This window comes from uncultured Algibacter sp., from assembly GCF_947495675.1.
GTDB lineage: Bacteria > Bacteroidota > Bacteroidia > Flavobacteriales > Flavobacteriaceae > Algibacter_B.
In genome coordinates this window covers 69,144-94,484 of sequence record NZ_CANLZX010000018.1, presented here as the reverse complement: position 1 = coordinate 94,484, position 25,341 = coordinate 69,144, and the positions used below count along the sequence as shown (strand labels likewise).

Sequence of the window (25,341 nt, the reverse complement as noted above, 5' to 3'; positions counted from 1 at the left end):
TAGATGAAGATGGCGATGGAAATGGCGATGATGACGATGAAGATGAATTAACGATTGCACCAGCCCAAGCCGATTTATCTTTAACTAAAATAGTAGTAGATGGCGATACAACGCCGCTAATAGGTTCTGAAATAACATTCGAGATACGAGTGTTTAACGATGGTCCAGAAGATGCAACAGGAGTTGGAGTGATGGATTTATTACCATCAGGATATGATTTTGTATTGTACAGTTCTACTTCAGGAACTTATAATGAATCAACTGGATTATGGTCATTAGGAACAGTATTGTCGGGTGAATCAGAAACCTTATTAATTGATGTTTTAGTTAACGCTACAAGTGATTATTTAAATATAGCTGAAGTTATTTCTTCAAATGTATTTGATGTAGATTCTGTACCAAATAATGACGATGGCGATCAAAGTGAAGATGATGAAGCTAGTGCTTTTGTAACACCAATAGAATCTGTTTCAGATCTTTCATTAGTAAAAACAGTAGTAGATGGAGATTTATCACCTCTAGTAGGTTCAGAAATTACATTCCAAATTACAGTAACTAATGATGGTCCAGAAGATGCAACAGGAGTTGAAGTAACAGATTTATTACCATCTGGATACGATTTCGTATTATTCAGTTCAACATCTGGTGCTTATAATGAGTCAACAGGAGTTTGGAACATAGGTGGAATTGCCAATGGAGAATCAGAAACGTTATTAATTGATGTTTTAGTTAACGCTACAGGAGATTACCTGAACATAGCACAAGTAACAGCATCTGATATAGTAGACGCAGATTCAACACCAAATAATGATGATGGCGACCAAAGTGAAGATGATGAGGATAACGCTATTGTAACACCAGTAATATCAGTTGCAGATTTATCATTAACTAAAGATGTTGTGGATGGTGATACATCACCTCTAGTAGGATCGGAAATTACATTTGTAATAACCGTAACTAACGATGGGCCACAGGATGCAACAGGAGTTGAAGTCACAGACTTATTACCATCTGGATTTGATTTTGTATTGTTTAGTTCTACATCAGGAACTTATAATGAAACAACAGGAATCTGGAATGTTGGTACGATAGCAAACGGTGGTACTGAAACGTTATTAATAGATGCCTTAGTAAATGGCGAAGGCGATTATTTAAACATTGCTCAAATTACAGGGTCTGATGTTGTAGATAATGATTCTTCTCCAAACAATGATGATGGCGATCAAAGTGAGGATGACGAGGATAATATATTAGTGTCACCAGTAGATGCTATGGCCGATTTATCTGTAAGTAAAACAGTTGTAGATAATGAGATTATGCCAAATGTTGGAGATGAAATTACATTCCAAATTACAGTTAGTAATGCTGGTCCAGATACTGCTACAGGAGTAGAAGTTATGGATTTATTACCAGCAGGTTTTGATTTTGTAAGATTTAGCGCAACTTCAGGAATCTATAATGAAGTAACTGGATTATGGACAGTAGGTAATGTACCAAACGGTAGTTCTCAGAGCTTGTTTGTTGATGTAATAGTTAATGAGCCAACAGGAACAGCCGGAGAATATTACAACGTTGCAGAAATTAGTGCAAGTGATGTGATTGATCCTAACAGTACACCAAATAATGATGATGGTGATCAAAGTGAGGATGATGAAGATGGTATCTTGATCATGACTGAAACAGCAGATTTAAGTTTAACCAAATCTGTTAGCAACATGAATGCTAATGTTGGAGATGTTGTAACATTTACACTTCAAATCGATAATTCAGGAAATGATGCAGCAACAGGTGTATCACTAGAAGATATCTTGCCAATAGGCTATAGTAACATTACTAATATTAGTGATGGTGGAGAGCTTGCAGGTAATATTATTACATGGTCTGGATTAAATGTGCCATTAGCAGGATTGACAATTACTTATGATGCTACTGTAAATATGCCAACTTTACAAGGAGGTGAATATTTAAACATAGCTCAGATTACCGGTAGCGATCAATTTGATCCTAACAGTATGCCAGATAATGATGATGGTGATCAAAGTGAAGATGATGAAGATAGTGCTTTCATAAACACACCAATTGTTGATATAGCAGTAACAAAATCTGTTGACAATACAAACCCATCAATTGGAGATACTGTAGTATTTACTATTGGAGCAAACAACCTAGGAGGTATTGATGCTACTACTGTAGAAATCCTAGATCTGTTACCAAATGGATATGAGTTTATTTCTTATGTTGCTACAGCAGGAACGTATTCAGAGGATTCAGGTTTATGGAACATACCAGTTGTGTCAGCCGGAGTAGCAGAAACTCTAGAAATTACTGTTGAAGTATTAGATGTTAATGATTACGTAAATACTGCTTCGCTTGAATTTACAGATCAAATAGATTCAAACGAAAGTAATGATACAGATGATGCAACTATTGCTCCAGAATGTTTAAAAATCTATAATGAGTTCTCTCCTAACGGAAATGGTAAAAACGAATTCTTCTATATTGATTGTATAAACAACTACCCAGATAATAAACTTGAAATCTATAATAGATGGGGTAATGTAGTTTATGTAAAAGAAGGATACGATAATACTTTTGATGGCGTATCTAACGGAAGAGCTGTTGTAAATAAAAACGAAAAATTACCGGTAGGAACCTACTATTATATATTAGACCTAGGTGATGGAACAGAACCAAGAGCGGGTTGGTTATACATAGTGAGATAATAGATTTATAAAACAGGATATACCTAAAATATAAAAATTTAGAGATGAATTTAAAATTAAAAATAGTATTTGGTCTGGTATTAGTGCTGGCATTTCATAATAGTTATGCCCAGCAAGACCCACAGTATACAGATTATATGTTTAATACGCTAACCGTGAATTCTGCATATGCAGGATCACGAGGCCACTTAACAGTAACTGGTTTGCATAGAACGCAATGGGTTGGTTTAGATGGTGCACCAGAAACACAATCGTTTAGTGTAGAATCGCCAGTAGGTAAAAATGTAGGTCTAGGGGTCGTTTTAGTTAACGACCGCTTAGGTCCTTCAGATGAATTTTACATTGATGCCAACTTCTCATATACTTTAAATTTAAACAATGATAGTCGCCTTTCATTTGGTATAAAAGGAGGAGGGAGAATGTTGAGCTTAGATTTTACAAAAGGTAATTTTCAAGAACCAGAAGGTGTTTTTGAAAACATAAACAATAAATTTTTACCAACAGTAGGAGCCGGAGTGTATTGGCATAGTGATAATAGTTATATAGGTTTATCTGTACCAAATTTTTTAACAGACGAGCATTATGATGGTGTTCAAAACGCCATAGCTGCAGAGCGTTTACACTACTTTTTAATTGCTGGTAAAGTGTTCGATTTAAGTCCAAGAGTTCAGTTTAAACCAGCTTTTTTAGGGAAGTTTGTAGTAGGAGCACCTGTTATTGCCGATTTGTCGGCCAACTTTATGTTTGATGATGTTTTAAGGTTGGGTGTAGCATACCGTTGGGACGATTCTGTTAGTGGTTTGTTAGGGTTACAGTTAGGACCTAAATTAATGGTTGGTTATGCCTATGATGCTACAACTACTCGATTACGAAATTTTAATTCTGGAACACATGAAATTATGTTGCGTTTCGAGTTAAGATCTAGAGAAAAACAACTTAAATCTCCACGTTTCTTTTAAAAATGAACTACATGAAAAATACAATTACACTTTTATTATTATTTACAATAAGTATCTCTTTTTCTCAAAGTTCATCGAAAAGAGCAGACAAACTTTTTGAAAGAATGTGGTATAAGGAAGCTTCAGTTTTATACGAACTAGAGCTCAATAAATTTGAAAGAAAAAATAAAGAATCAAATGCAACTAATGATTCAATATATATTAACCTTTTAAAGCGCGCTGGAGATTCCTATTTCTTTAATACAGATATGAAAAACGCTTATGTGTGGTATGATAAATTGATATCTGATTATTATTCGGATATAGATACAGAATATATTTTTAGATATGCACATGCTCTAGAAGGTATAGGTGAATATAGAGATGCAAAACGATGGATGAAAGAGTTTGCAAAAAGAACAGAAAACAAAGATGATAGATCTGATTTGTTAGATCAAAAGAAATTAACAGTTGAAGATGTATTAGATATAGAGCCTAATTTTGTGCTAAAAAATGTATCTGTAAACACAAAATATTCAGATTTTGGACCAATGTATTACAAAGATAAATTGGTGTATTCATCGGCTGTAGATTCATCAAACTATCATACCAGAATTTATCATTGGAATGAACAACCATTCTTAAATATGTATTTAGGAAAGCTGAATAAAACCGAATCAGATTTAAAATTAATTGAAGCTTTTTCAAATAAATTAAACACGCGCTATCACGAAGCGACATTAGCCTTTTCTCCAGATGAAACAAAAATATATTTTACAAGAAATAATTATAATGGGAATTTAGGTAGAGATGATAAAGGTACCAATCATTTAAAACTTTATAGTGCAGAGTTAGGTAGAGATTCAGATAGTTTACCAACATGGAAAAATGTAAAAGAATTGCCATTTAATAGCGAAGATTATTCTGTAGGGCATCCAGCAGTAAGTAGCGACGGAAAGTTATTGTATTTTGTTTCGGATATGCCAGGGTCAATTGGAGATACAGATATTTTTGTTGTCGATATATTAAATGAAGACACCAATAAAACACAAGATAGTACTTTTACTGGCTATTCTAAACCAAGAAATTTAGGAGAAAAAGTAAATACAGCAGGACGTGAAATGTTTCCTTATATCACAGATAATGCGTTGTATTTTGCATCAGATGGTCACTTAGGTCTTGGAGGGTTAGATGTTTATGAAAGTAGAATTGTCGATTCTAATTTTCAAAAGCCAGTAAATCTTGGAGCGCCTTTAAATAGTGAGTTAGATGATTTTGGTTTTATTGTAAATGAAGAAAAAAACAAAGGTTTTGTGTGCTCTAACAGATTAACTGGAAAAGGAGATGATGATATTTATTCATTTGTTCGCTTGCCAAAAGAGGAAGATTTATGTGAACAACTTATAAGAGGATATGTTTCAAATACAATTACTGGAGAGCGTATAGCAGATGTAAAAATGACGTTATTTTCTGAAACAGGTGAAGAGTTAGAGTCTACAATAACAAATATAGCCGGTGCCTATGTATTTAATACGGTATTAAATTGTGCCACTAAATTTAATGTAGTGGCATCAAAAACAGGTTATGAAACAAAAGAAAAGCCTGTATTAACATTAAATGAAAACGGAGAAACTGTTGTTGCTTTAGGTTTAGAAACCCTTAATAAATTAATAGTAGAAGAAAAGGGAGTGCTTAAAATAAAAATAGGGATTATATATTTTGATTTAGATAAGTCTTTCATTAGAAATGATGCTTCAATTGAACTAAATAAAATTGTGATGTTAATGGCACAATATCCTAAAATGGTTATAAGAATTGAATCACATACAGATGCCAGAAATAGTGATGAATACAATTTAAGCTTGTCAGATAGAAGAGCTAAGTCTACTAAAGCTTATATTGTTAGTCAAGGTATTCAGGCAAGTAGAATTGAAAGCGCTAAAGGCTTTGGAGAATCTCAACTTATTAATAAATGTAAAGATGGTGTAAAGTGTACAGAAGCCGAACACCAACTTAATAGAAGGTCAGAATTTATTATTGTTAAAATGTAGAATTTCTAAATATGAGAACGTTAAGTGTCTCAACGCATGGTAATAAAAGTAAAAACGTTTCTTTTAAAAGAGAAACGTTTTTTTTATAACCTGATACAAATACAAATTAAAGAACATTGGAAGTGCGTTTAAGTTAATGTTAGCCAAAATTCATAATGTATGCGGAGCAGAAAATGTTAATATAATAGTTATAAGCTTTAATTCTCTTATATAAAATTAATGAAAAACTATATGAAAATTAATATAACTACATTAATAATTTCAAATAATAAATCATTTTATTAAAGAGAATGACTTGACTCTTTTATGCATGGGTATATTCTGTAAATATTTTTAAACCCTTAGAAATCAATCAATAGTGGTTTTTAAATTTGCTTTTTTATTATTTTTTTTGTATATTAATTTCTTAAATTAAAAGTGCTAAAGTTTTAATTGTTATTTATTAACTCCCTTTAAACTAATTACTTATAATTTACGCCCATGAAAAAGCTATACCCCAGAGTCAATTCTCCAGAAACCTACGACTTCTTAGAACAAATTTTCAACAATACGTATGATGGTATTGTCATTTTAACTTTAGATGGTGATTGGATAAAAGTAAACAACAGTATCTGTGAGTTATTTGGATACTCTAGACACGAATTATTCAATATGAATATTGAAAATATAGTTTTTAGAGAAGACCTTGGAGTTCATGAAAAAAAGTATGAAAGGTTAATGCAAGGTAATACTGAAGGTTATCGAGTTAGACAAAGGTATTTTCATAAAGATGGGTCTATTATCTGGGTTTTAATTTCGGTTTCATTGATAATGAATAAGAACGGAACACCTAGTAATATGATTTGGCAATTCTCAGATATTACAGGTCGAAAAAGAAATCAAGATAAACTTAAAATGATGCTTAAGGTTGTAAGAGAGCAAAATGAAAGATTATCTTCTTTTGCAAGTATAGTTACTCATAATCTACGATCACATTCAGGTAATTTAACAACAATAGCAGGTTTTTTAGAGGAGGATATACCTTTAATAAACAATAATGACAATTTTGATTTAATGAAAAAAGCTATTGCAAACCTTGAAGAGACAGTATCTCATTTAACAGATGTAGCTAAAATAAAAGTGGTTGAAGAAAGCCAAATTGAAGTATTGAACTTGTACGATTATGTTGAAAAAGCAATTTATAGTATAAAAGCTATTGCTAAAAACACAAATACTACTATTATAAATTATATAGACGAAGAATTATGTGTAAAAGCTATTCCTGCTTATTTAGATAGCATTATATTAAACTTTTTAACCAATGCTATAAAATATAGATCAGATAAACGATTGCCAAAAATAAGGTTAACAGCATCTGTTAAAGATGAATATGTTATTTTTAAAGTAGGCGATAATGGGTTAGGAATTGATATGGAAAAATATGGGGATAAAATTTTTCAAATGTATAATACGTTTCATTCTCACAAAGATGCAATTGGTCTTGGTCTATTTATAACAAGAAACCATATAGAATCTTTAGGAGGAAAAGTAATAGTTACAAGTGAAGTAGATGTTGGTAGTGAGTTCTCTATTTATTTAAAATGTGCATAAAAAAAGCCTGATTTTAAAACCAGACTTTTATTAATATATCTTATTGTAGTAATTAAGCTCTTAAGGGCTCATTCATTATTAAATCAATGTATTTGTTTACATTGTTTTTTAAATCTCTACGTAGTGTAATAAAATCTAAGAATCCGTGTTCTAATAAAAATTCTGAAGTTTGGAATCCTTCTGGTAATTCTTTTCCAGTAGTATCTCTTACAATTCTGGGTCCTGCAAACCCAATCAAAGCACCTGGTTCTGCAATATTAATATCCCCTAACATAGCAAATGAAGCTGTTGTACCACCTGTTGTTGGATCTGTACACAAAGAGATATAAGGTAATTGTGCATCTGCCAATTGTGCTAATTTAACAGATGTTTTTGCTAATTGCATTAGCGATAAAGCTGCTTCCATCATTCTAGCTCCACCAGATTTTGAAATTACCATTAGGGGCAACTTATTTTTTAAAGCATAGTCTGCTGCTCGTGCAATTTTTTCACCTACAACACTACCCATAGAACCTCCAATAAAAGCAAAATCCATACAGGCAACTACTAAATCTTTTCCTTTGGATTTTCCTACTGCACAACGAACAGCGTCTTTAAGTTTTGTTTTGTTTTGAGCCGCTTTTAATCGATCTGGGTATTTTTTTGTATCCTCAAACTTAAGCGGGTCTTTTGATTCTAAATTAATATCTAATTCTTTAAACTTATTGTCATCAAAAAGAATTTCGAAATATTCTTTACTACCAATTCTTACATGGTAACCATCTTCAGGGCTAACATAGTAGTTTTTTTCTAATTCTTCTGTATCAACAATTTTGCCAGTAGGAGATTTGTACCACAATCCTTTAGGTGTGTCTTTTTTCTCTTCAGTTGTTGTTGTAATTCCTTTTGTTTTTCTTTTAAACCAAGACATAATGCTTTGTTATTTTTAAATCCTTTGATAAGTCTCAGGATTGGTTTTTACTTTTTCGACTTTGAACAAAAACTATATACAATGAATCGAAAAAATATGTTAGGGATTTAGACTTTATGTTAGACTCTCTTAATTTTTTAAAGAAACGACAACTTAAAACCTAACTACAAAATTAAACCTTTTTTTAATTTTGTGGAAACACCATAATGATTTTATTAGTTTTGTGTTTGTAAGTATCTATATATGAGTGATTAAACTTAAAAAAGGTTCTGTGAACACAGAACCTTTTTTTATATTTATACTATAAATACCTTAAATTTATAGAGTATTTACATTGTTTAAGTCTTCAAATGCCTTTTTTAATCTAGTAACAAATGTTTTTTCTCCTTCTCTTAACCAAACTCTTGGATCGTAGTATTTTTTATTTGGAGAGTCATCACCATCAGGGTTTCCTATTTGTGATTTTAAATATTCTGATTTAGCTCCCATGTAATCACGAATACCTTCCATGAATGCATATTGCAAATCAGTATCAATATTCATTTTTATTACACCGTAGCTAATTCCTTCGCGAATTTCTTCAACTGTAGAACCTGATCCACCATGAAATACAAAATCAATATGATTATGTTCAACACCATATTTTTTTGAAATATACTCTTGAGAATTCTTTAGTATTTTTGGTGTTAATTTTACATTTCCTGGTTTGTAAACACCATGTACGTTTCCAAAAGCAGCAGCAATTGTAAACTGGTCGCTAACTTTACTTAGCTCTTCATATGCATAAGCAACCTCTTCTGGTTGTGTATATAATTTAGAATCATCAACGTCAGTATTGTCTACACCGTCTTCTTCGCCACCTGTTATACCAAGCTCAATTTCTAATGTCATGCCCATTTTAGACATTCTTTTTAAATATTGTTTACATATTTCGATATTTTCTTCGATTGGCTCTTCAGAAAGATCAATCATATGTGAACTAAATAAAGATTTACCAGTTTCTTTAAAATGTACTTCACTAGCATCTAGTAAACCATCAATCCAAGGTAAAAGTTTTTTTGCACAATGGTCTGTATGTAAAATTACAGGAACACCATAAGCTTCAGATAAAGTATGTACATGTTTTGCACCTGCTATAGCACCTGCAATTGCGGCTTTTTGACCATCATTACTTAATCCTTTACCAGCATTAAATTGCGCACCTCCGTTTGAAAACTGAATAATAACTGGTGCATTTAAATCTCTAGCAGTTTCTAAAACTCCATTTATTGTGTCTGAACCTATAACGTTAACTGCCGGTAAAGCATAATTGTTTGCTTTAGCATGGTTAAAGATATCTTGAACTTCTTTGCCTGTAGCTACTCCTGGTTTTATATTGTGTCCCATTTTATTAATTATTAATTGTTGTAGTTAGTAAGTATCAAAAGTAATCAAAATTTACATATTTTAGTGTTGTTTTATAGCTTGAAAATCATAAAACAACACTAAAACGTTATAGTGTGTTTTAAAAAAATAGACACAAATTTTCCTAAGTGTAAAAATTAATATCTCACTTTTTTTGATAGTACAGTATATTTAAAAAGGATAGTTTATACCTATGTTATATACGGCATTAGCAAAGTTGTAATCGTTAAACCATCTGTTTTTATCTCTATAAGAAGGGTCGTAGGTTTTAAAACCAATATCAAACCTAAACACAAAAAAACTAAAATCATAGCGTAAGCCAAATCCAGAACCGACAGCAATATCTTTTAATGAGTTTAATTCGGAAAAGGTAGCTCTATCATCTTCTACATTATCTAAAACGTTCCAAATATTACCTGCATCAACAAAAATGGCACCATTTAAATCACCAAATAAATTAAATCGTTGTTCAGCGCTTAAAGCTATTTTAAGGTTAGCTTCATTAAACTCATTGGAAGTTTCTGAACTTCCAGGGCCTAAGCTATAAGCAGACCACGCACGGTTATCGTTAGGTCCTCCTCCAAAAAAACTCTTTGCAAATGGAATACTATTTGAATTTCCATAAGGAATGGCAATACCAAAAAATGCTCTGGTTGCAAGTACATTTTGTTTGCCTAAGTCCCAATGTTTTATATAATCAAACTCTGTTTTCGCATATTGAGAGTAAGCAACATCAAGTAGTTGATACCTGCCATCGCTATCTTTTTTTAAACCTAGAAGTTTTGAAGTACTAGCTAATAAATTTCCAGCTAATTCTAATTTAAATCGAAAAATCGAAAAATTATTATCAAATAAATTTAGTCTATTATCTTTTGTAAAGCTAAATGCGGAAGATAAAATAAGGTTGTTTTCTGTTAACCTTGTTTTTCGTTCATCAATATTGTTGACAGTTTGTATTTGGTTTGATGTAATTTCACTTGGTGTAGGCGATCCTAAAACATAATTAATAAATTGATTAGCGCCTTCAGGAATACTTAAGTTATCTGTAGAATTAATATAATTTACAGCTTTGGCTATTTCGTTTAATGTATTAAAAGAATTGTCGTAAATCTTGAAATAATTTTCTGTTTTTAGATTTCTTACATATTGTGCATTAAATAAATCTAAACGATTAGTAACTTTAGTATTAGGGTACCAATTGTAGCTAAAATTACCGCTAAAGGTTTGCTTGTCTAAACCAATATTAGTTTGACTAGTAGTAGCCAAACCAATTCTAGTACTTGGCGACATGTATTTAGGGATAATATTCTCAGTATAAAAAGGAGAAAATATTCTTGGAATAGTTAGTTTTAAATCTGCACCATATTCATTAATATCAAAAAAAGGATCGTTTTCTTCTCTTAAATCGTCTGATGCTCCAATTGATGCTATTCCTGATATTTCAAGAGTTTCGGCACCTTTAAAAATATTTCTAATTTGTAAACTAGGGTTTAGTGAAAAACCAATTGTTTGAATATTACTTTTTGAAACATCGGTACTAAAACCTAGACTAAACTTTTTTAATGGTGTTAATCTTATAGTGTCACTTAATGTGTTATCGGGGTTTTCTGTATATTCAATATTTGGGTATTTAAAGGTGCGTAGTTCATTTAAATATCTATATGTTCTTGTTCTGTCTAAATCACTAAAAACTTTTCCTGGAGTTATAAAAATAGCATCGGTTAGTGCTTTTGGGCGATAACGCATTTTTCTATAACTATATAATTTATAACTACCGTAAGAGATAGAATCTTGAAAGGGTTTATTCCTATCTTCAAAAGTGTAATCTGTAATTATATTTACATCACTTATTCTATAGATGTTAAATGGTTCGCGTCTTATTGAATCTAGAGTCCTTATGGCTCTATCTTGAATTTTAATACCAACGTTAACTTTTTTATTTGTACCAATAGTATCCATCTCAAAAGTAATATAATCTTGATTGAAATGAAATACCCCAGAGTTTCTTAATTCTGTTGAAATTCTATCTCGTTCTTGCTCAAAATTACTTGTCTTGTATTGTTCACCTTTTTTAATTAAAGCCTTTTTTTGAATATTTTTATATAATGAATCAATAACAGGAGATTTTACCGTTTTTGTAATAGAATCTATTAAATATGCTTGGCCAGTCTTAATTTTATATGTTATCTCAGCCCTTTTTTTGTCATTTCTTTCAATATCATAATTAGCAGCAACATTAAACCAACCATTATTAATGTAAAAATCTTCAAGTCTTTTTAACGATCGTTTAGTTTTTTCGACATCAACAATAGTAGGTGCCTCACCGGTATTTTTTAACCAGTTATTAAAACCAATTGCAGATTGTTTTAGTTTATTTATTTGTTTTTTAGAATATCGTTTTTCTAAACGGGCTCTTCGGTTTGGTTTTTTATCTAGCCAAACTTCAAAAAGAGAATCTCTATTTTGTCTTGCAGTATTGTAAATGTTTAATCTTAAAGGAATACCCAGTATTTTTCTATTAGGTTTTTGGTATAAGAGATTATTTAGTGTTTCGGTATTATTTTTTTCTTCATTTACTATTATAGAAGTTTTATCAAGTAAGTGTTCACCATCGGCAACTCTTTTTACAGTATCACAAGAGTAATTGTAACTTGTAAGTATTAATAAGATTAATATATTTGCGAGTTGTTTTTTCAAATGAAATTATAGTTAATTTATGTTTTAGACTTTAAAAGACAACAGTATTTGTAAGTTTGTAAATGAAATATTGATAACCGATTCAAAAATACATTATTTAAACATAAAATATATAAATGCTTTCTAAAAGTCAAATAAAATTAATAACGAGTTTAAAGCAAAAAAAATATAGACAGCAACATGGTTTTTTTGTAGTTGAAGGTATTAAAACAATAACTGAGCTTCTGCAATCAGATTTAGAGCTTTACAAACTTTATACAACAAAATCGTTCAATATTGATGCCAAAGATGAAGAGTTAATTTCAGATTCAGACTTAAATCGTATTAGCTTTTTAATAACACCTAATAAAGCATTGGCTATTTTTAAAATTCCTAAATCAAAACCCATCGATAATTCTGGACTTATAGTAGTACTTGATGCCATAAGAGACCCAGGGAATTTAGGAACAATTATAAGATTGTGTGATTGGTTTGGAGTTAAAGAATTAGTGTGCAGTAAGCAAACTGTAGATTGTTTTAATCCAAAAGTAATTCAAGCTACAATGGGGTCTATAACCAGAGTTAATATTACTTATATAGATTTAGTGTCGTTCTTAAAAGCTAGTGATTTAAATGTTTTTGGAGCATTTATGGATGGTGAAAATATTTATAGTAAAAAATTGCCTAAGGATGGAATACTAGTCATGGGTAATGAGGCCAATGGTATTTCAAAAAACATTGAAGATCTCATTTTAGAAAAAGTATCTATTCCAAGGTTTGGAGAATTACAAGCTACTGAAAGTTTAAATGTGGCAACTGCAACAGCAATTTTATTAAGTGAATTTAGAAGGTAGTTTTGTTGTTATTGAAATGTAAAATTAACAAAAACTCCACGAGTTTGCATACCTGCAATATTTGAAGTCCAAGGACTATTAGGGTCTTCATCTCTAACTAATTCGTCATTTATTCCAAAAAGACCACGTATGGATGGTGTAAACTTAAAGTTGTAAAAATATAAATCAATACCAAAGCCTAATTCATAAAAAACAGAATTTTTGGTTGTTCTAAATTGGCCATTATTATTGTCTTCAGGGTTGTCTTGGTTACTTGAAAGGTTTAAAGCTGTTGAAAAGCCACCAACAATAAAAGGTTTGAAATTATTAATTCGTTTTGTTGAAAACTTGAATAATAATGGAATATGAATATATGTGGATTTTACTTCTCTAACAAAATCTGATGCTTTTGTGTCAGGAATTCCTTCAAACCATTCTTGACTATAATATAATTCTCTTGTGGTAATTAATAATCCAGGTTCTAAACGAATATCTATAAAATTGTTTATTCTTAAATTACCAATTAAACCAACACTAAATCCAGGGCTTTTCTTTACATATATGTCGCGTAAATCTTGGTTATAATCAAAATTAAAGTCGTAATTATTGATACCTAAAAAATAGCCCCAGCGTAATAAATTATTATCTGTAGAACCTCTACCTTGATTAGCATCATAACTCACTTTCTCTTTTTTAAAAAGTTGAGCGTTAGAGTTTTCTGTAATGAATAAAAATAGTATTAATGCAAAAAAATACTTCATAAAGCTACTTAGATGATTTATATATTGTTGCCACACCAAATGTTTGCGGGAAATCTTCAACATTTATAAACCCAATATTACGCAAAATATTGTTTAAGGCTTCACCATAAGGAAAAACAGATGCAGATTCGCTTAAATATTTATAAGCACTTCTATCTTTAGAAAAGGCTTTCCCTATTAAAGGTAAAATATTTTTTGAGTAGAATTTATAACCCTGTTTATATGGTGCTTTTGTGGGTACAGAAGTCTCTAATATTATAAAAGTACCCTTTGGTTTAAGCACTCTGTAAATTTCTTTTAAACCATTTTCAAGTGTTTCAAAATTTCTAACTCCAAAGGCAACTGTTATGGCATCAAATGAATTATCTTCAAAAGGCATATTTTCAGAATCTCCTAATATCATTTCAATTTTGGAGTCTAAAGCTTTTTTTTTAATTTTTTGTTTCCCAATTTCAAGCATACCACTACTAATATCTAAACCAACAATTTTAGAAGCATTGGTTTCGGCAAGATTAATAGCCAAATCTCCAGTTCCTGTTGCAATATCTAAAATAGAGTCTGGATTAGTTTCTTTAATTAAACTAACTACCTTTTTTCGCCATTTTATATCAATTCCGAAAGAAATTACACGATTTAAACCATCATAATCTCCAGAAATGGTATCAAACATTTTTGTTACCTGCTCTTTCTTTCCTAAGTCGCTGTTTTTGTAGGGCTTTATTTTTGACAAATCTTAAAAATTTTATGCAAAGATAATCTTTTAGAAAAGTATTACATAACAGGAAACTAAATAATTATATTATGCTAAATTTATGTTCAAATATCTATTTATAGTATATTTGTTATACTTTTTATCATGACACAAAAATGAAAATAATTATTGCTGGTGCTGGTGAAGTAGGATTTCATTTAGCAAAATTATTGTCTTACGAATCTCAAGAGATTACCTTAATAGATCCAAATAAAAAAAGTTTAGCTTACGCTGATACACATTTAGATATTAAAGTAGTTAAGGGTGATGCTACATCTATTGCTATATTAAAAGAGGCACGTGTAGACTCCTGTGAATTATTTATTGCAGTAACATCAAGTGAAACCACTAACATTACGGTATGTGTATTAGCTAAGCAATTAGGTGCTCAAAAAACCATTGCTAGAATTTCTAATACTGAGTTTATACATTATAAAGATGAAGTTGGTTTTACAAAATTTGGTATTGATGAGTTAATTTCTCCTGAAGCTTTAGCAGCTTCAGAAATAGAATTATCATTAAAACAATCTTCATTCAATGAAAATTACGAATTCGAAGATGGTGCACTTACTATGTCTGGATTAACACTTTCTAGATCGGCCTCTTTTGTGGGTAAAACGGTTAAAGAAGCTGCAGAAATTTTTCCAGAAATTCATTTTGTGCCTATTGCTATTCAACGATTTGGCACACAATATACCATTATACCAAGAGGTGATACGAAGTTTAAAAGAGGAGATAATGTTGTTTTTATAACTTCTGAAGGGGGTGATGATGAACTTTGTAGGCTAACAGGTAAAGTTAATAGGGATATTAAAAATGTAATGGTTCTAGGCGGTAGTCAAATTGCATACAAAACAGCAAGAGATTTAAGTGCTAAAGGTTTAAATGTTAAGCTTTTAGAGGGAAACAGAGATAGGGCATTTGAAATTGCTGAAGAATTAACAAAAGTTCTTGTTATAAATAGCGATGGTAGAAATGTTGATGTACTTGAAGAAGAGAATATTAGCGAAATGGACGCTTTTATTGCTGTTGCTCCAAATTCTGAAACTAATATAATGTCCTGTTTAGTAGCCAAATCAAAAGGTGTTAAAAAAACCATTGCTTTGGTAGAAAATATGGATTATTTTGATTTATCACATTCCATTGGGATTGATACTTTAATAAATAAAAAATTATTAGCGGCAAATAATATTTTTAGATATATCCGAAAAGGAGAAGTTGTTGCTATGACAAAACTTAGTAATTTAAATGCTGAGTTATTAGAATTTGAGGTAAAAGCAACATCTGCAGTTTGTAATAAAACAATTAAATCTATAGATTTTCCAAGAACAGCTATTATTGGAGGCGTTATTAGAAATGGTATTGGAATTATAGCTCTTGGTAGTTTTAAAATTCAAGAAGGCGATCGCATTGTCGTATGTTGTTTACTAAAATCCATAAAACGCGTTGAAAAATTATTTCTTTAAATTACTTCAATTAAATAGTTAGCCATTGAAACTCAATTATAAAATTATTTTTCACTTTTTAGGTTTGTTACTACTGTTTAATGGTGGTTTTATGCTATTATCTGCACTTGTAAGTTTAATTTACAAAGATGGTGTAACATTACAAATATTTCTAGCAGGTATAGCCACATTAATTGTTGGTGTTATTGCCATGTTATTTACAAGAGATCATAAGAAAGAAATAAATAAGCGTGAAGGTTATATAGTTGTAACTTTCGGGTGGATTGTTATGTCTTTAACAGGTACACTACCTTATGTGTTTACAGAAAGCGTTCCAAGTTTTACTAACGCTTTTTTTGAAACTATTTCTGGTTATACAACAACAGGTGCATCCATTTTAAACGATATAGAAGCGGTACCTAAAGGCGTGTTGTTTTGGCGAAGTATGACACATTGGATTGGGGGTATGGGAATTATAGTTTTAGCTATTGCCATATTACCACTTTTGGGTATTGGTGGTATGCAGCTTTTTGCTGCCGAGGCTCCAGGACCTAGTGCCGATAAGTTACATCCAAGAATAACAGATACTGCAAAACGATTATGGCTTATTTATTTTGGATATACAGCTGCCGAAACCTTATTGCTTAAGGTTGCAGGTATGTCCTTTTTTGATGCTATAAACCATGCTTTATGTACATTGTCAACTGGAGGTTTTTCAACTAAAAATGCAAGTGTTGCATATTGGAATGGAGATCCTGTAATACAGTATATTATTATACTTTTTATGTTTTTAGCAGGAACAAACTTTGTGTTAAGCTATTTTGCTTTTAAAGGTAAAGTGCAGAAAATAATTCATGACGAAGAGTTTAAACTTTACTTTAAGTTCATTGCGATATTTACTATTATTGCTGCTGTTATAATTTATTTTCAAGCAGATGTAAGTAAGTCTTCAATTGCACATCCAATGGTTTGGGGAGAAGGAGAAAGTGCATTTAGGCACGCTTTGTTTCAGGTGCTATCAGTAATAACTACAACAGGATTTGTTACAGCAGATTATACCTTATGGACCCCGTTTTTAGTGGTTTTCTTTTTTGGGCTTATGTTTTTAGGAGGCTCAGCAGGAAGTACCTCTGGTGGAGTAAAAGTGGTGCGTCATTTAATATTAATTAAAAATAGTTTTTTAGAGTTTAAACGTACTTTACATCCTAATGCAATTGTTCCAGTTCGCTATAATAAAAAAGCTATTAATAGGTTTATTGTGTTTAACGTTTTAGCTTTTTTCATACTATATATGCTGTCTTTTATAATTGGAGCACTAGTATTTTCTATGTTTGGAATAGAGTTTAAAGGTGCCATAGGTTTAGCAGCATCTACTTTAGGAAATGTTGGGCCAGCTTTAGGCGACTTCGGTCCGGTAAATAATTATGCAGCATTACCACCTTTAGCACAATGGTGGGCATCCTTTTTAATGCTAATTGGTCGTTTAGAATTGTTTACGGTACTTATTTTATTCACACCTTTCTTTTGGCGAAATAGATAATATTTATTCTTTTTGTTTAATTTTTTTTGCGTTACACAAGGGTGGGTTTATTCATTTCAAGTCCTGGTGCCTGCAGGCTTTTTATTATTATCTCTAACATGGGATTTGTTTCTAGTTTGTTGATTATCATGTTTTATGATGTTACATTTTTTAAAGACACTCGTCTAAATTATATAACCAATTAAAATCATCAATCATGGAATTCGTATTATCAACTAAAAATTTCGAACATTCGTTTAAACAAAAAGAAGACTTAATTAATAAACCGTCTGGGTTTTTAACTTCTAATTATAAACGTGTTGTAAAAGCAAGTTACAAAACAAAAAAAGTAACATCAATTTTCGGAATTAAACAACGCATAAAAAATAGAAACTATATAACAAGTTGTGTTGCCGAAACAATTTTAAAATTATCATTATTTCTTGTAATTATACTTTTAATTTATAATTAATTAGATTAATTAAAATGCTTGAGCGATTCAAACAAAAAATATGGTTGCAAATTTTTGTTATCTATACTAGATATTTATTAGGTAGTGCATTTGTTTTTGCAAGTATTATCAAAATTAAAGGCGGTCGATTCACAGCACAAAGTGGAGCGTTAAATCCAATTGATAGTTCATGGCATTTATTCGAAACCTTATATCAATCTGGTTTATATTGGAAATTCTTGGGGATAGCGCAATTAATTTCTGGATTCTTATTAATGACTCAACGTTTTGCAAAACTTGGAGCTGTTATTAATCTTCCCATTGTAGCTAATGTGTTTGTAATTACAATATCTTATTATTTTGCCTTTACACCGGTAATAACTGGGTTAATCATGTTGGCAAATATCATGTTAATAGTATGGGACTGGAATACACTTAAAGTTTTAATTAATTTTCAACCAAGTTATAATAAATACTCAAAGCTAGAAAACGATCCTATTTGGCAAATTTTAGGCCTTCTATTATTTAGTTTTATAGTTGTTTCAAATTTAATTGCTAGTACCAAAATGCTCATACCAATTTTAGTTATTTTACTTCTTACTGCTCTTGTTGGGTTAGTTGTTGGTTTAAGAAAACAGAAAGCCGACCAAAACCTGTAACGTTTCTTTAATATATACTACATATAAATTAAGAAGCTTCTTTAATTTGTTATTTTAAAATAACTATATAATAGTTTCCTTTTACTTATTATTTAATTTAGAAATTATGGGAGGAGAAGGCTCAATGTTAGCTGCAATTAAATCTTTAAAAAACAATAGAAACCTTTTATCAAAAAGGAAAGAGAAAAGTGCATTAGGTGGAAGTTATGCAAATATTAGGCTTAAAGAATTACCAGAAGCAACACCTGAGGTATTACAAGAAATTAAACAAAGAATAATAAGAGAAAGAAAACAGGCTAGAATAAAAAGTATTTCTATATTTTTAGTTTTATTGTTTGGCTTAATAGCTTTAGTTTTATTCTTATCACAATAAAGAAAGCCACTAAATTATTTAGTGGCTTTTAAGTATTTATAAAATTATAAACTTTTTAACTTACAACTTCTTTTATACGTTTAATAGCTTCAATAATTTGTTCTTTCGAAGCAGCATAAGAAATTCTTATACAATCTGGATTCCCAAAAGCTTCACCTGTTACAGTTGCTACAAGTGCTTCTTCTAATAAATACAAAGAAAAATCAGTAGCATTATTTATTTTTTTACCACGTAATGTTTTGCCAAAAAAGTAAGTAACATCTGGGAAAATATAAAAAGCACCATCTGGTGTGTTGGCTTTAAATCCTTCAGTATCATTAACTAAATTCAATATTAAATCACGGCGTTCCTTAAATTCGTCAATCATGTATTGAACACGAGAAGGCGATTCGTTTAGAGCAGTAATTACAGCACGTTGCGCAATACAGTTAGCGCCACTTGTCATTTGTCCTTGCATTTTATTACAAGCTCTAGCAATTTTTTCTGGAGCACCAATATATCCAATACGCCATCCAGTCATTGCAAATGCTTTTGAAACACCATTTACTGTTATAGTATTGTTATACATATCATCAAATTCAGCAATGCTTGTATGTCCTTTACCGTAGTTTATATGCTCATAAATTTCATCAGAAACCACATAGATATTTGGGTGTTTAACTAAAACATCAGCTAAAGCTCTTAATTCAGATTTACTGTAAACAGAGCCACTAGGGTTGCAAGGTGAGCTAAACCAAATCATTTTAGTCTTTGGAGTAATAGCTGCTTCAAGTTGCTCAGGTGTCATTTTAAAATCTGTGTCTATAGAAGTTTTAACTTCTACTGGCACTCCGTCATATAGCTTTACAATATCAGAATAACTTACCCAGTAAGGGCAAGGTAAAAGTACTTCGTCTCCTTCATTTAGCAATACTCCAGCAATATTTGCTAAACATTGTTTTGCTCCTGTAGAAACAACTATTTGGGTTGGTGTGTATGTTAAATTATTATCACGTTTAAACTTTGTAATAATGGCATCTTTTAACTCACCATATCCATCAACTGGAGTGTATGAGTTGTAATTTTCATTAATAGCTTGTATAGCTGCTTCTTTAATAAAATCAGGAGTGTTAAAATCAGGTTCTCCTAAACTTAAGCCAATAATATCTTTTCCTTCGGCTCTAAGTTCTCTCGCTTTTGCTGCCATTGCTAAAGTAGCAGACGTAGCCATGTTTAAAATTCTATCAGATAGTAATTGCATTTTTCGGTTATTTGTTTTGGTAAGAATGTGTAAATATTAGGCTAAACTAGGCTTTTTTCCTAGCGCTTTTAATTGATTATAATGCTCGGCAACTGCTTGCCAAAACGTATTGTATTCATTATATGGTAAGCTAAACTCTTGAGCCGTTTCTTTAACTATATTAGCTATTTTACTGTAGTGTATATGGCTAATGTTTGCAAATAAATGATGCTCAACTTGTCTATTCAATCCACCAGTATAAAATTCTGCTAGCCAGCTTTTTGGTGAAAAATTAGATGTTGTAAACAATTGATGAATTGCCCAAGTGTTTTTCATATTTCCTTCTTCGTCTGGTAATGGCATTTCCGTATTAGGCATAACATGTGCTAATTGAAATACAACACTTAAGATAATTCCAGCTGTATAATGCATTACAATAAAGCCTATTAAAACTTCCCACCATGCAAATCCTAAAGCCAACGGTAGTACAACCCATAATGAGTAATAAACAATTTTACCAATAATAAGTTTAGTCCATTGCGTAGCTGGATGTGGCATTTTGCCATAAGCTAATTTTCTTTTAAGGTATTTGTAAGTTTGTACAAAATCTGTTGTAATTGCCCAGTTTGCAGTTAGTAAACCATACAAAAAGAATGCATAATATTTTTGGTATTTGTGAAATCTAAACCATTTTGAATGTTTAGAAAATCTAATTATTCTTCCTGCATCAATGTCTTCGTCATGCCCTTGAATATTAGTGTATGTGTGATGTAGTACATTATGCTGTACTTTCCAGTTGTAGTCGTTTCCAGCTAAAATATAAATACTACTTCCCATTAATTTATTAACCCATTTTTTACTTGAAAAAGAGCCGTGGTTAGCATCATGCATAACATTCATACCTACACCAGCCATACCAATACCTACTACGACCATTCCTAGTATTTGAGCCCAACCTGGTAGGCTGTCAATAGTTAATATTAATACAGCAGGTACAATAAGTAATGAGAACATTACAATTGCCTTTATATATAATTTCCAGTTTCCAGTTCGTTTTAAGTTATTTTCCTTAAAATATTCGTTAACACGTTTATTTAAAGTTTTAAAAAACTTTGCAGGATCTTTTCTCGAGAATGAAAGTGCTTGCTTATTCATAATAAATAATTTAGTTTAATCTAGACTGTTATAAAATAGGTTTATACAAATCTATTTGCAAAGATATGTATTATCCAATGCAACAAAGAACGTTTTTATGTAAAAAAATGTATGCGAAAACCATATTTTTGTTGAAAATTTAACATTTATGGATCTCATTTTAAAGTATTTTCCTAACCTCACAGAAGACCAAGTAGATAAATTCAAAAAACTTGAAACTTTGTATCAAGATTGGAATTTAAAAATTAACGTTGTTTCTCGTAAAGATATTGACGAGTTGTATTTACGCCACGTATTACATTCATTAGGTATTGCAAAAGTTATAAATTTTAAAGATGGTAGTAAGATTCTTGATGTTGGAACAGGAGGAGGGTTTCCTGGTATTCCATTGGCTATTTTATTTCCAGAATGTTCATTTCATTTAGTAGATAGTATTGCTAAAAAATTAAAAGTAGTTGATGAGGTCGTAGCTGGTTTAGGACTCTTAAATGTAAAAACAACTCACAGCAGAGTAGAAGCTATTGATGAGAAATTTGATTTTATAGTAAGTAGAGCTGTAGCTGTAATGCCAACTTTTGTACATTGGGTAAAAGGTAAAATTACTAAATCGCAAAACCATGAACTTAAAAATGGTATTCTGTATTTAAAAGGTGGAGATTTAACAGAAGAACTTAAAGATTATAGAACCACTAATATTTATAATTTAAGTGATTATTTTGAAGAAGAGTTTTATGAAACCAAAAAGGTAGTACATTTACCTATGAAATTTAGAGGGTAATTATTTAACCTTTGCTAATTCGGTTACCGAATTATTAAAATAAAAATATTGATTGTGAAACCAATATGTATTGTTGTATTGTTCTATAGATGATATTTTTTTGTTAGGCACAATTATAGCATTCGCTCTATCAAAATTCGATTTTGCATTCGCTACATCATTAATTTTAAGATATGCCATGGCTAATCCTAAATAGGCATCAAAATCCATAGCATCAAATTTTATTGCTTCAGAAAAATCGGAAATAGCATTGTCATAAGTACCTAACATTAAATTTGAAGCACCTCTAAAAAAATAAGCATAAGCATTATTTTTATTAAGTCTTAACGATTTTGTTAAATCTGATTGCGCTTCTTTGTAATAATTAATATCCATTAAAAAAGCACCACGATTGTAGTAATTGTTTGCATTTGGACTAATTAAAATAGCTGTTGAATAATCGTTTAAAGCTTCAGGATATTGTTTTAAAGCTTTGTAAGCTGTAGCTCTTAATATATAAGTGTTAGAATTTTCAGGGACTTGTTTAATAACTTTTGAGAAATCTTTAATTGAGTTTTCATATTCTTCAAGGTCTAGTTTAACACATGCTAAACTGTACAAGGCATCAATAAAACTTTCGTCAAGCATATATGCTTTTGCATAATCTTCTTTAGCGCCAGAAAAGTCTTTTATACTGTATTTTGAATTTCCTCTGTTGTAATAGGAATCTGCATCTGGTTCTTCAACAATAATTTTAGAATAGTCTACTATGGCCCCACGAAAATCTCCTAAATCATTTTTTGCTATTGCTCTATAGAAATAAGCGTCTAGGTTTTTAGGCTCCTCTTCTATAACTTGATTGAGAAGCTTAATTTTTTCGTTCAAGTCTGTAGTTCTTAGAGCTTTCCTGTATATCTTCTTTGCTTGCCCAAAAGTAAGCAAGGGTAGGATAATAATAAATGTAAGTATTAGTTTTCTCATTTTCTAAATTAATTCATCAAATAATATGCCGTTTTATTCGGTTGAAGAAATCTAAGTGAAGATAATTTAAATTTTAATAAAAAAGTAAAAATTATTTAAGAATAAACAGCGAGAAACCTATACTTATTTTTTGTTTCCCTTACATGACGTGCTTTTTGCTGTAATTCTAAAAAAACAGGTATGTTAAGTACCATAATTATTTTATTTAATACAGAAACAGATTGTAGGTTTCTAATTTTTTTCTAATAATAAAATTTCAATATTTTTATTATGATTTGAACAAAGTTATTTGGTTTTTTAGATTTAGAAAGTGTTTTAATTTTAGTACAAAAAAAGGTTATCTAGAATCTAGATAACCTTTTTTTTAAGAACTTATATTGTTTATATGAGATTGTATAAGCACTTTTAAATGCATTCTACTCTCCCAAAAAAGGATATCTGTAATCTGTAGGTGTTACAAATGTTTCTTTTATCATTCTTGGTGATACCCAACGTAATAAGTTTTGGGCACTACCTGCTTTGTCGTTTGTTCCAGATGCTCTTGCACCACCAAATGGTTGTTGGCCTACAACAGCACCAGTAGGTTTGTCGTTTATATAAAAATTACCAGCTGCGTTTTGTAAAGCTTCAGTAGCTTGTGTAACTGCATATCTGTCTTTTGATAAAATAGCTCCAGTTAATGCATATTCGCTAGTTTCATCTACAAGTTTTAAAGTTTCAGCATAAGCATCATCTTCATAAACATAAATAGTAATTACAGGTCCAAATAACTCTGTGCACATAGTGGTGTATTTTGGGTCTTTGGTAAGAATAACGGTAGGCTCAATAAAGTAACCTTTACTCTTATCATAATTTCCACCAACTATAATTTCAGCGTCACTATCGCTTTTTGCTCCATCTATAAATTTGGTAAGTTTATCGAAAGAACCTTCGTGAATTACTGCTGTAATAAAGTTACTCATGTCTTCTGGTGAACCCATTTTTAAAGACTTTACATCTTCAATAACAAACTTTTTTACATCTGCCCATAGGCTTTTTGGGATGTAAGCTCTTGATGCAGCACTACATTTTTGACCTTGAAACTCGAAAGCACCACGAACAATTGCTGTAGCTACTTGTTTTGCGTTAGCCGATTTGTGTGCTACAATAAAGTCTTTCCCGCCAGTTTCACCAACAATTCTTGGGTAAGTTTTATAATTATGAATATTGTTTCCTATTTGTTTCCAAAGTTCTTTAAATATATATGTAGAACCCGTAAAGTGTAATCCTGAAAAATCTGGACTTGCCATAACGGTATTGGTAATCATTACAGGGTCTCCAAATACAACGTTTATTACTCCTGGAGGCACACCAGCTTCTTCAAATACATCCATTATTACTTTAGCAGAATATACTTGGCTATCGCTAGGTTTCCAAACTACTACATTACCCATTAATGCCATACATGCTGGTAAATTACCAGCAATAGCAGTAAAGTTAAAGGGTGTTACTGCATATGTAAAACCTTCTAATGGTCGATATTCAATTCTGTTCCAAGCATCGCTTGTGCTTTCTGGTTGTTCCATGTAAATATCAGTCATAAACTGAACATTAAAACGTAAGAAGTCTATAAACTCGCAAGCAGCGTCAATTTCAGCTTGATGTATTGTTTTAGATTGTGCAATCATAGTTGCAGCATTAATTTTTGCTCTATAAGGACCTGCAATTAACTCGGCAGCTTTTAAAAAAATACCTGCACGTTGTTCCCAAGGCATTTGAGACCATGTTTTTCTGGCTTCTAAAGCTGTAGAAATAGCATCGTCTATATGTTTTTGTTCTGCAATATGATAAGTTCCAACAATATGTTTGTGATCGTGTGGCGGAGACATTGTTCTAGTGTTACCAGTTTTTACGTTTTCGCCATTTATATATAAAGGCACATCAACTTTACTATTAAACATTGCTTTGTAAGTATGCAGAACAGCATCACGTTCTGGTGATCCTGGAGCATAAGATTTTACAGGTTCGTTAATAGCAATTGGTACATTAAAAAAGCCTTTTCCCATGATTTTTGATTTTTCGTTATTGAATTTTCAGTAAATGTCTTGCAAATTTAAGAATAATTAAATGATTTTTTTAACTCAAGTCATCATAAAAGCAAGTTAA

General features: G+C 30.9%; 20 protein-coding genes. 11 read left to right on the top strand and 9 right to left on the bottom strand.

Annotated elements, in window-relative coordinates; all coding sequences use genetic code 11:
* The 4 genes from Q0842_RS13015 to Q0842_RS13000 form a co-directional block, all read left to right on the top strand.
* Positions 1-2,723, top strand: a 2,723-nt coding sequence (locus tag Q0842_RS13015; RefSeq protein WP_298498800.1) for a gliding motility-associated C-terminal domain-containing protein, incomplete at its 5' end; no start/stop codon positions are given.
* A 44-nt stretch (positions 2,724-2,767) separates the two neighbouring features.
* Positions 2,768-3,682, top strand: coding sequence for a type IX secretion system membrane protein PorP/SprF (locus Q0842_RS13010; protein ID WP_298498797.1), 915 nt, complete (start codon positions 2,768-2,770; stop codon positions 3,680-3,682).
* Positions 3,683-3,693: 11 nt separating this feature from the next.
* Positions 3,694-5,712, top strand: coding sequence for an OmpA family protein (locus Q0842_RS13005; protein WP_298498795.1), 2,019 nt, complete (start codon positions 3,694-3,696; stop codon positions 5,710-5,712).
* Positions 5,713-6,192: 480 nt separating this feature from the next.
* A complete protein-coding gene (locus tag Q0842_RS13000; RefSeq protein WP_298498792.1) occupies positions 6,193-7,302 on the top strand; it encodes a PAS domain S-box protein in 1,110 nt (369 codons plus the stop codon).
* Positions 7,303-7,354: 52 nt separating this feature from the next.
* On the opposite strand, the gene accD is transcribed toward Q0842_RS13000, so the two are convergent.
* From accD to Q0842_RS12985, 3 genes are all read right to left on the bottom strand, one after another.
* Positions 7,355-8,212 carry an acetyl-CoA carboxylase, carboxyltransferase subunit beta gene (gene accD / locus Q0842_RS12995; RefSeq protein WP_298498789.1) on the bottom strand — a complete coding sequence of 286 codons (858 nt, stop codon included), beginning with the start codon at positions 8,210-8,212 and terminating at the stop codon, positions 7,355-7,357.
* 318 nt (positions 8,213-8,530) lie between these two features.
* Positions 8,531-9,598 (bottom strand): class II fructose-bisphosphate aldolase, encoded by a 1,068-nt coding sequence (gene fbaA, locus Q0842_RS12990; RefSeq protein ID WP_298498786.1) that lies wholly within the window; start codon positions 9,596-9,598, stop codon positions 8,531-8,533.
* A gap of 189 nt (positions 9,599-9,787) precedes the next feature.
* Positions 9,788-12,313: a BamA/TamA family outer membrane protein gene (locus Q0842_RS12985; RefSeq protein ID WP_298498784.1), complete on the bottom strand. Its 2,526-nt coding sequence runs from the start codon at positions 12,311-12,313 to the stop codon at positions 9,788-9,790.
* A 116-nt stretch (positions 12,314-12,429) separates the two neighbouring features.
* Here Q0842_RS12985 and Q0842_RS12980 point away from each other — a divergent pair, with 116 nt between their 5' ends.
* Complete coding sequence (locus tag Q0842_RS12980) at positions 12,430-13,146, top strand: RNA methyltransferase (protein WP_298498781.1); 717 nt, start codon at positions 12,430-12,432, stop codon at positions 13,144-13,146.
* Between the two features lie 8 nt (positions 13,147-13,154).
* On the opposite strand, the gene Q0842_RS12975 is transcribed toward Q0842_RS12980, so the two are convergent.
* Both Q0842_RS12975 and ubiE read right to left on the bottom strand, forming a co-directional pair.
* The gene (locus tag Q0842_RS12975) at positions 13,155-13,886 is read right to left on the bottom strand and encodes a porin family protein (RefSeq protein WP_298498778.1); all 732 of its coding nucleotides are present in this window, start codon (positions 13,884-13,886) and stop codon (positions 13,155-13,157) included.
* A 4-nt stretch (positions 13,887-13,890) separates the two neighbouring features.
* Positions 13,891-14,616, bottom strand: a complete 726-nt coding sequence (ubiE, locus tag Q0842_RS12970) for a bifunctional demethylmenaquinone methyltransferase/2-methoxy-6-polyprenyl-1,4-benzoquinol methylase UbiE (RefSeq protein WP_298498775.1) — start codon at positions 14,614-14,616, stop codon at positions 13,891-13,893.
* 137 nt (positions 14,617-14,753) lie between these two features.
* Here ubiE and trkA point away from each other — a divergent pair, with 137 nt between their 5' ends.
* From trkA to Q0842_RS12945, 5 genes are all read left to right on the top strand, one after another.
* Complete coding sequence (gene trkA / locus Q0842_RS12965; protein WP_298498771.1) at positions 14,754-16,103, top strand: Trk system potassium transporter TrkA; 1,350 nt, start codon at positions 14,754-14,756, stop codon at positions 16,101-16,103.
* A gap of 25 nt (positions 16,104-16,128) precedes the next feature.
* Positions 16,129-17,622, top strand: coding sequence for a potassium transporter TrkG (locus Q0842_RS12960; RefSeq protein WP_298498768.1), 1,494 nt, complete (start codon positions 16,129-16,131; stop codon positions 17,620-17,622).
* A gap of 196 nt (positions 17,623-17,818) precedes the next feature.
* Positions 17,819-18,073, top strand: coding sequence for a hypothetical protein (locus tag Q0842_RS12955; RefSeq protein ID WP_298498765.1), 255 nt, complete (start codon positions 17,819-17,821; stop codon positions 18,071-18,073).
* Positions 18,074-18,087: 14 nt separating this feature from the next.
* Positions 18,088-18,711: a hypothetical protein gene (locus tag Q0842_RS12950; RefSeq protein WP_298498762.1), complete on the top strand. Its 624-nt coding sequence runs from the start codon at positions 18,088-18,090 to the stop codon at positions 18,709-18,711.
* A gap of 106 nt (positions 18,712-18,817) precedes the next feature.
* Complete coding sequence (locus Q0842_RS12945) at positions 18,818-19,084, top strand: hypothetical protein (protein WP_298498757.1); 267 nt, start codon at positions 18,818-18,820, stop codon at positions 19,082-19,084.
* 55 nt (positions 19,085-19,139) lie between these two features.
* Here Q0842_RS12945 and Q0842_RS12940 read toward each other — a convergent pair whose 3' ends face one another.
* Positions 19,140-20,324, bottom strand: coding sequence for a pyridoxal phosphate-dependent aminotransferase (locus Q0842_RS12940; protein ID WP_298498754.1), 1,185 nt, complete (start codon positions 20,322-20,324; stop codon positions 19,140-19,142).
* Between the two features lie 36 nt (positions 20,325-20,360).
* The gene (locus Q0842_RS12935; RefSeq protein WP_298498751.1) at positions 20,361-21,458 is read right to left on the bottom strand and encodes an acyl-CoA desaturase; all 1,098 of its coding nucleotides are present in this window, start codon (positions 21,456-21,458) and stop codon (positions 20,361-20,363) included.
* 148 nt (positions 21,459-21,606) lie between these two features.
* On the opposite strand from Q0842_RS12935, the gene rsmG reads away from it, so the two are divergent.
* Positions 21,607-22,236 (top strand): 16S rRNA (guanine(527)-N(7))-methyltransferase RsmG, encoded by a 630-nt coding sequence (rsmG, locus tag Q0842_RS12930; protein ID WP_298498748.1) that lies wholly within the window; start codon positions 21,607-21,609, stop codon positions 22,234-22,236.
* Here the strand turns inward: rsmG and Q0842_RS12925 are convergent, their stop codons facing one another.
* Together Q0842_RS12925 and pruA are read right to left on the bottom strand one after the other, a co-directional pair.
* The gene (locus Q0842_RS12925; RefSeq protein ID WP_298498745.1) at positions 22,237-23,196 is read right to left on the bottom strand and encodes a tetratricopeptide repeat protein; all 960 of its coding nucleotides are present in this window, start codon (positions 23,194-23,196) and stop codon (positions 22,237-22,239) included.
* A gap of 416 nt (positions 23,197-23,612) precedes the next feature.
* Complete coding sequence (gene pruA, locus Q0842_RS12920) at positions 23,613-25,241, bottom strand: L-glutamate gamma-semialdehyde dehydrogenase (RefSeq protein WP_298498742.1); 1,629 nt, start codon at positions 25,239-25,241, stop codon at positions 23,613-23,615.
* Positions 25,242-25,341 lie beyond the last annotated feature (100 nt).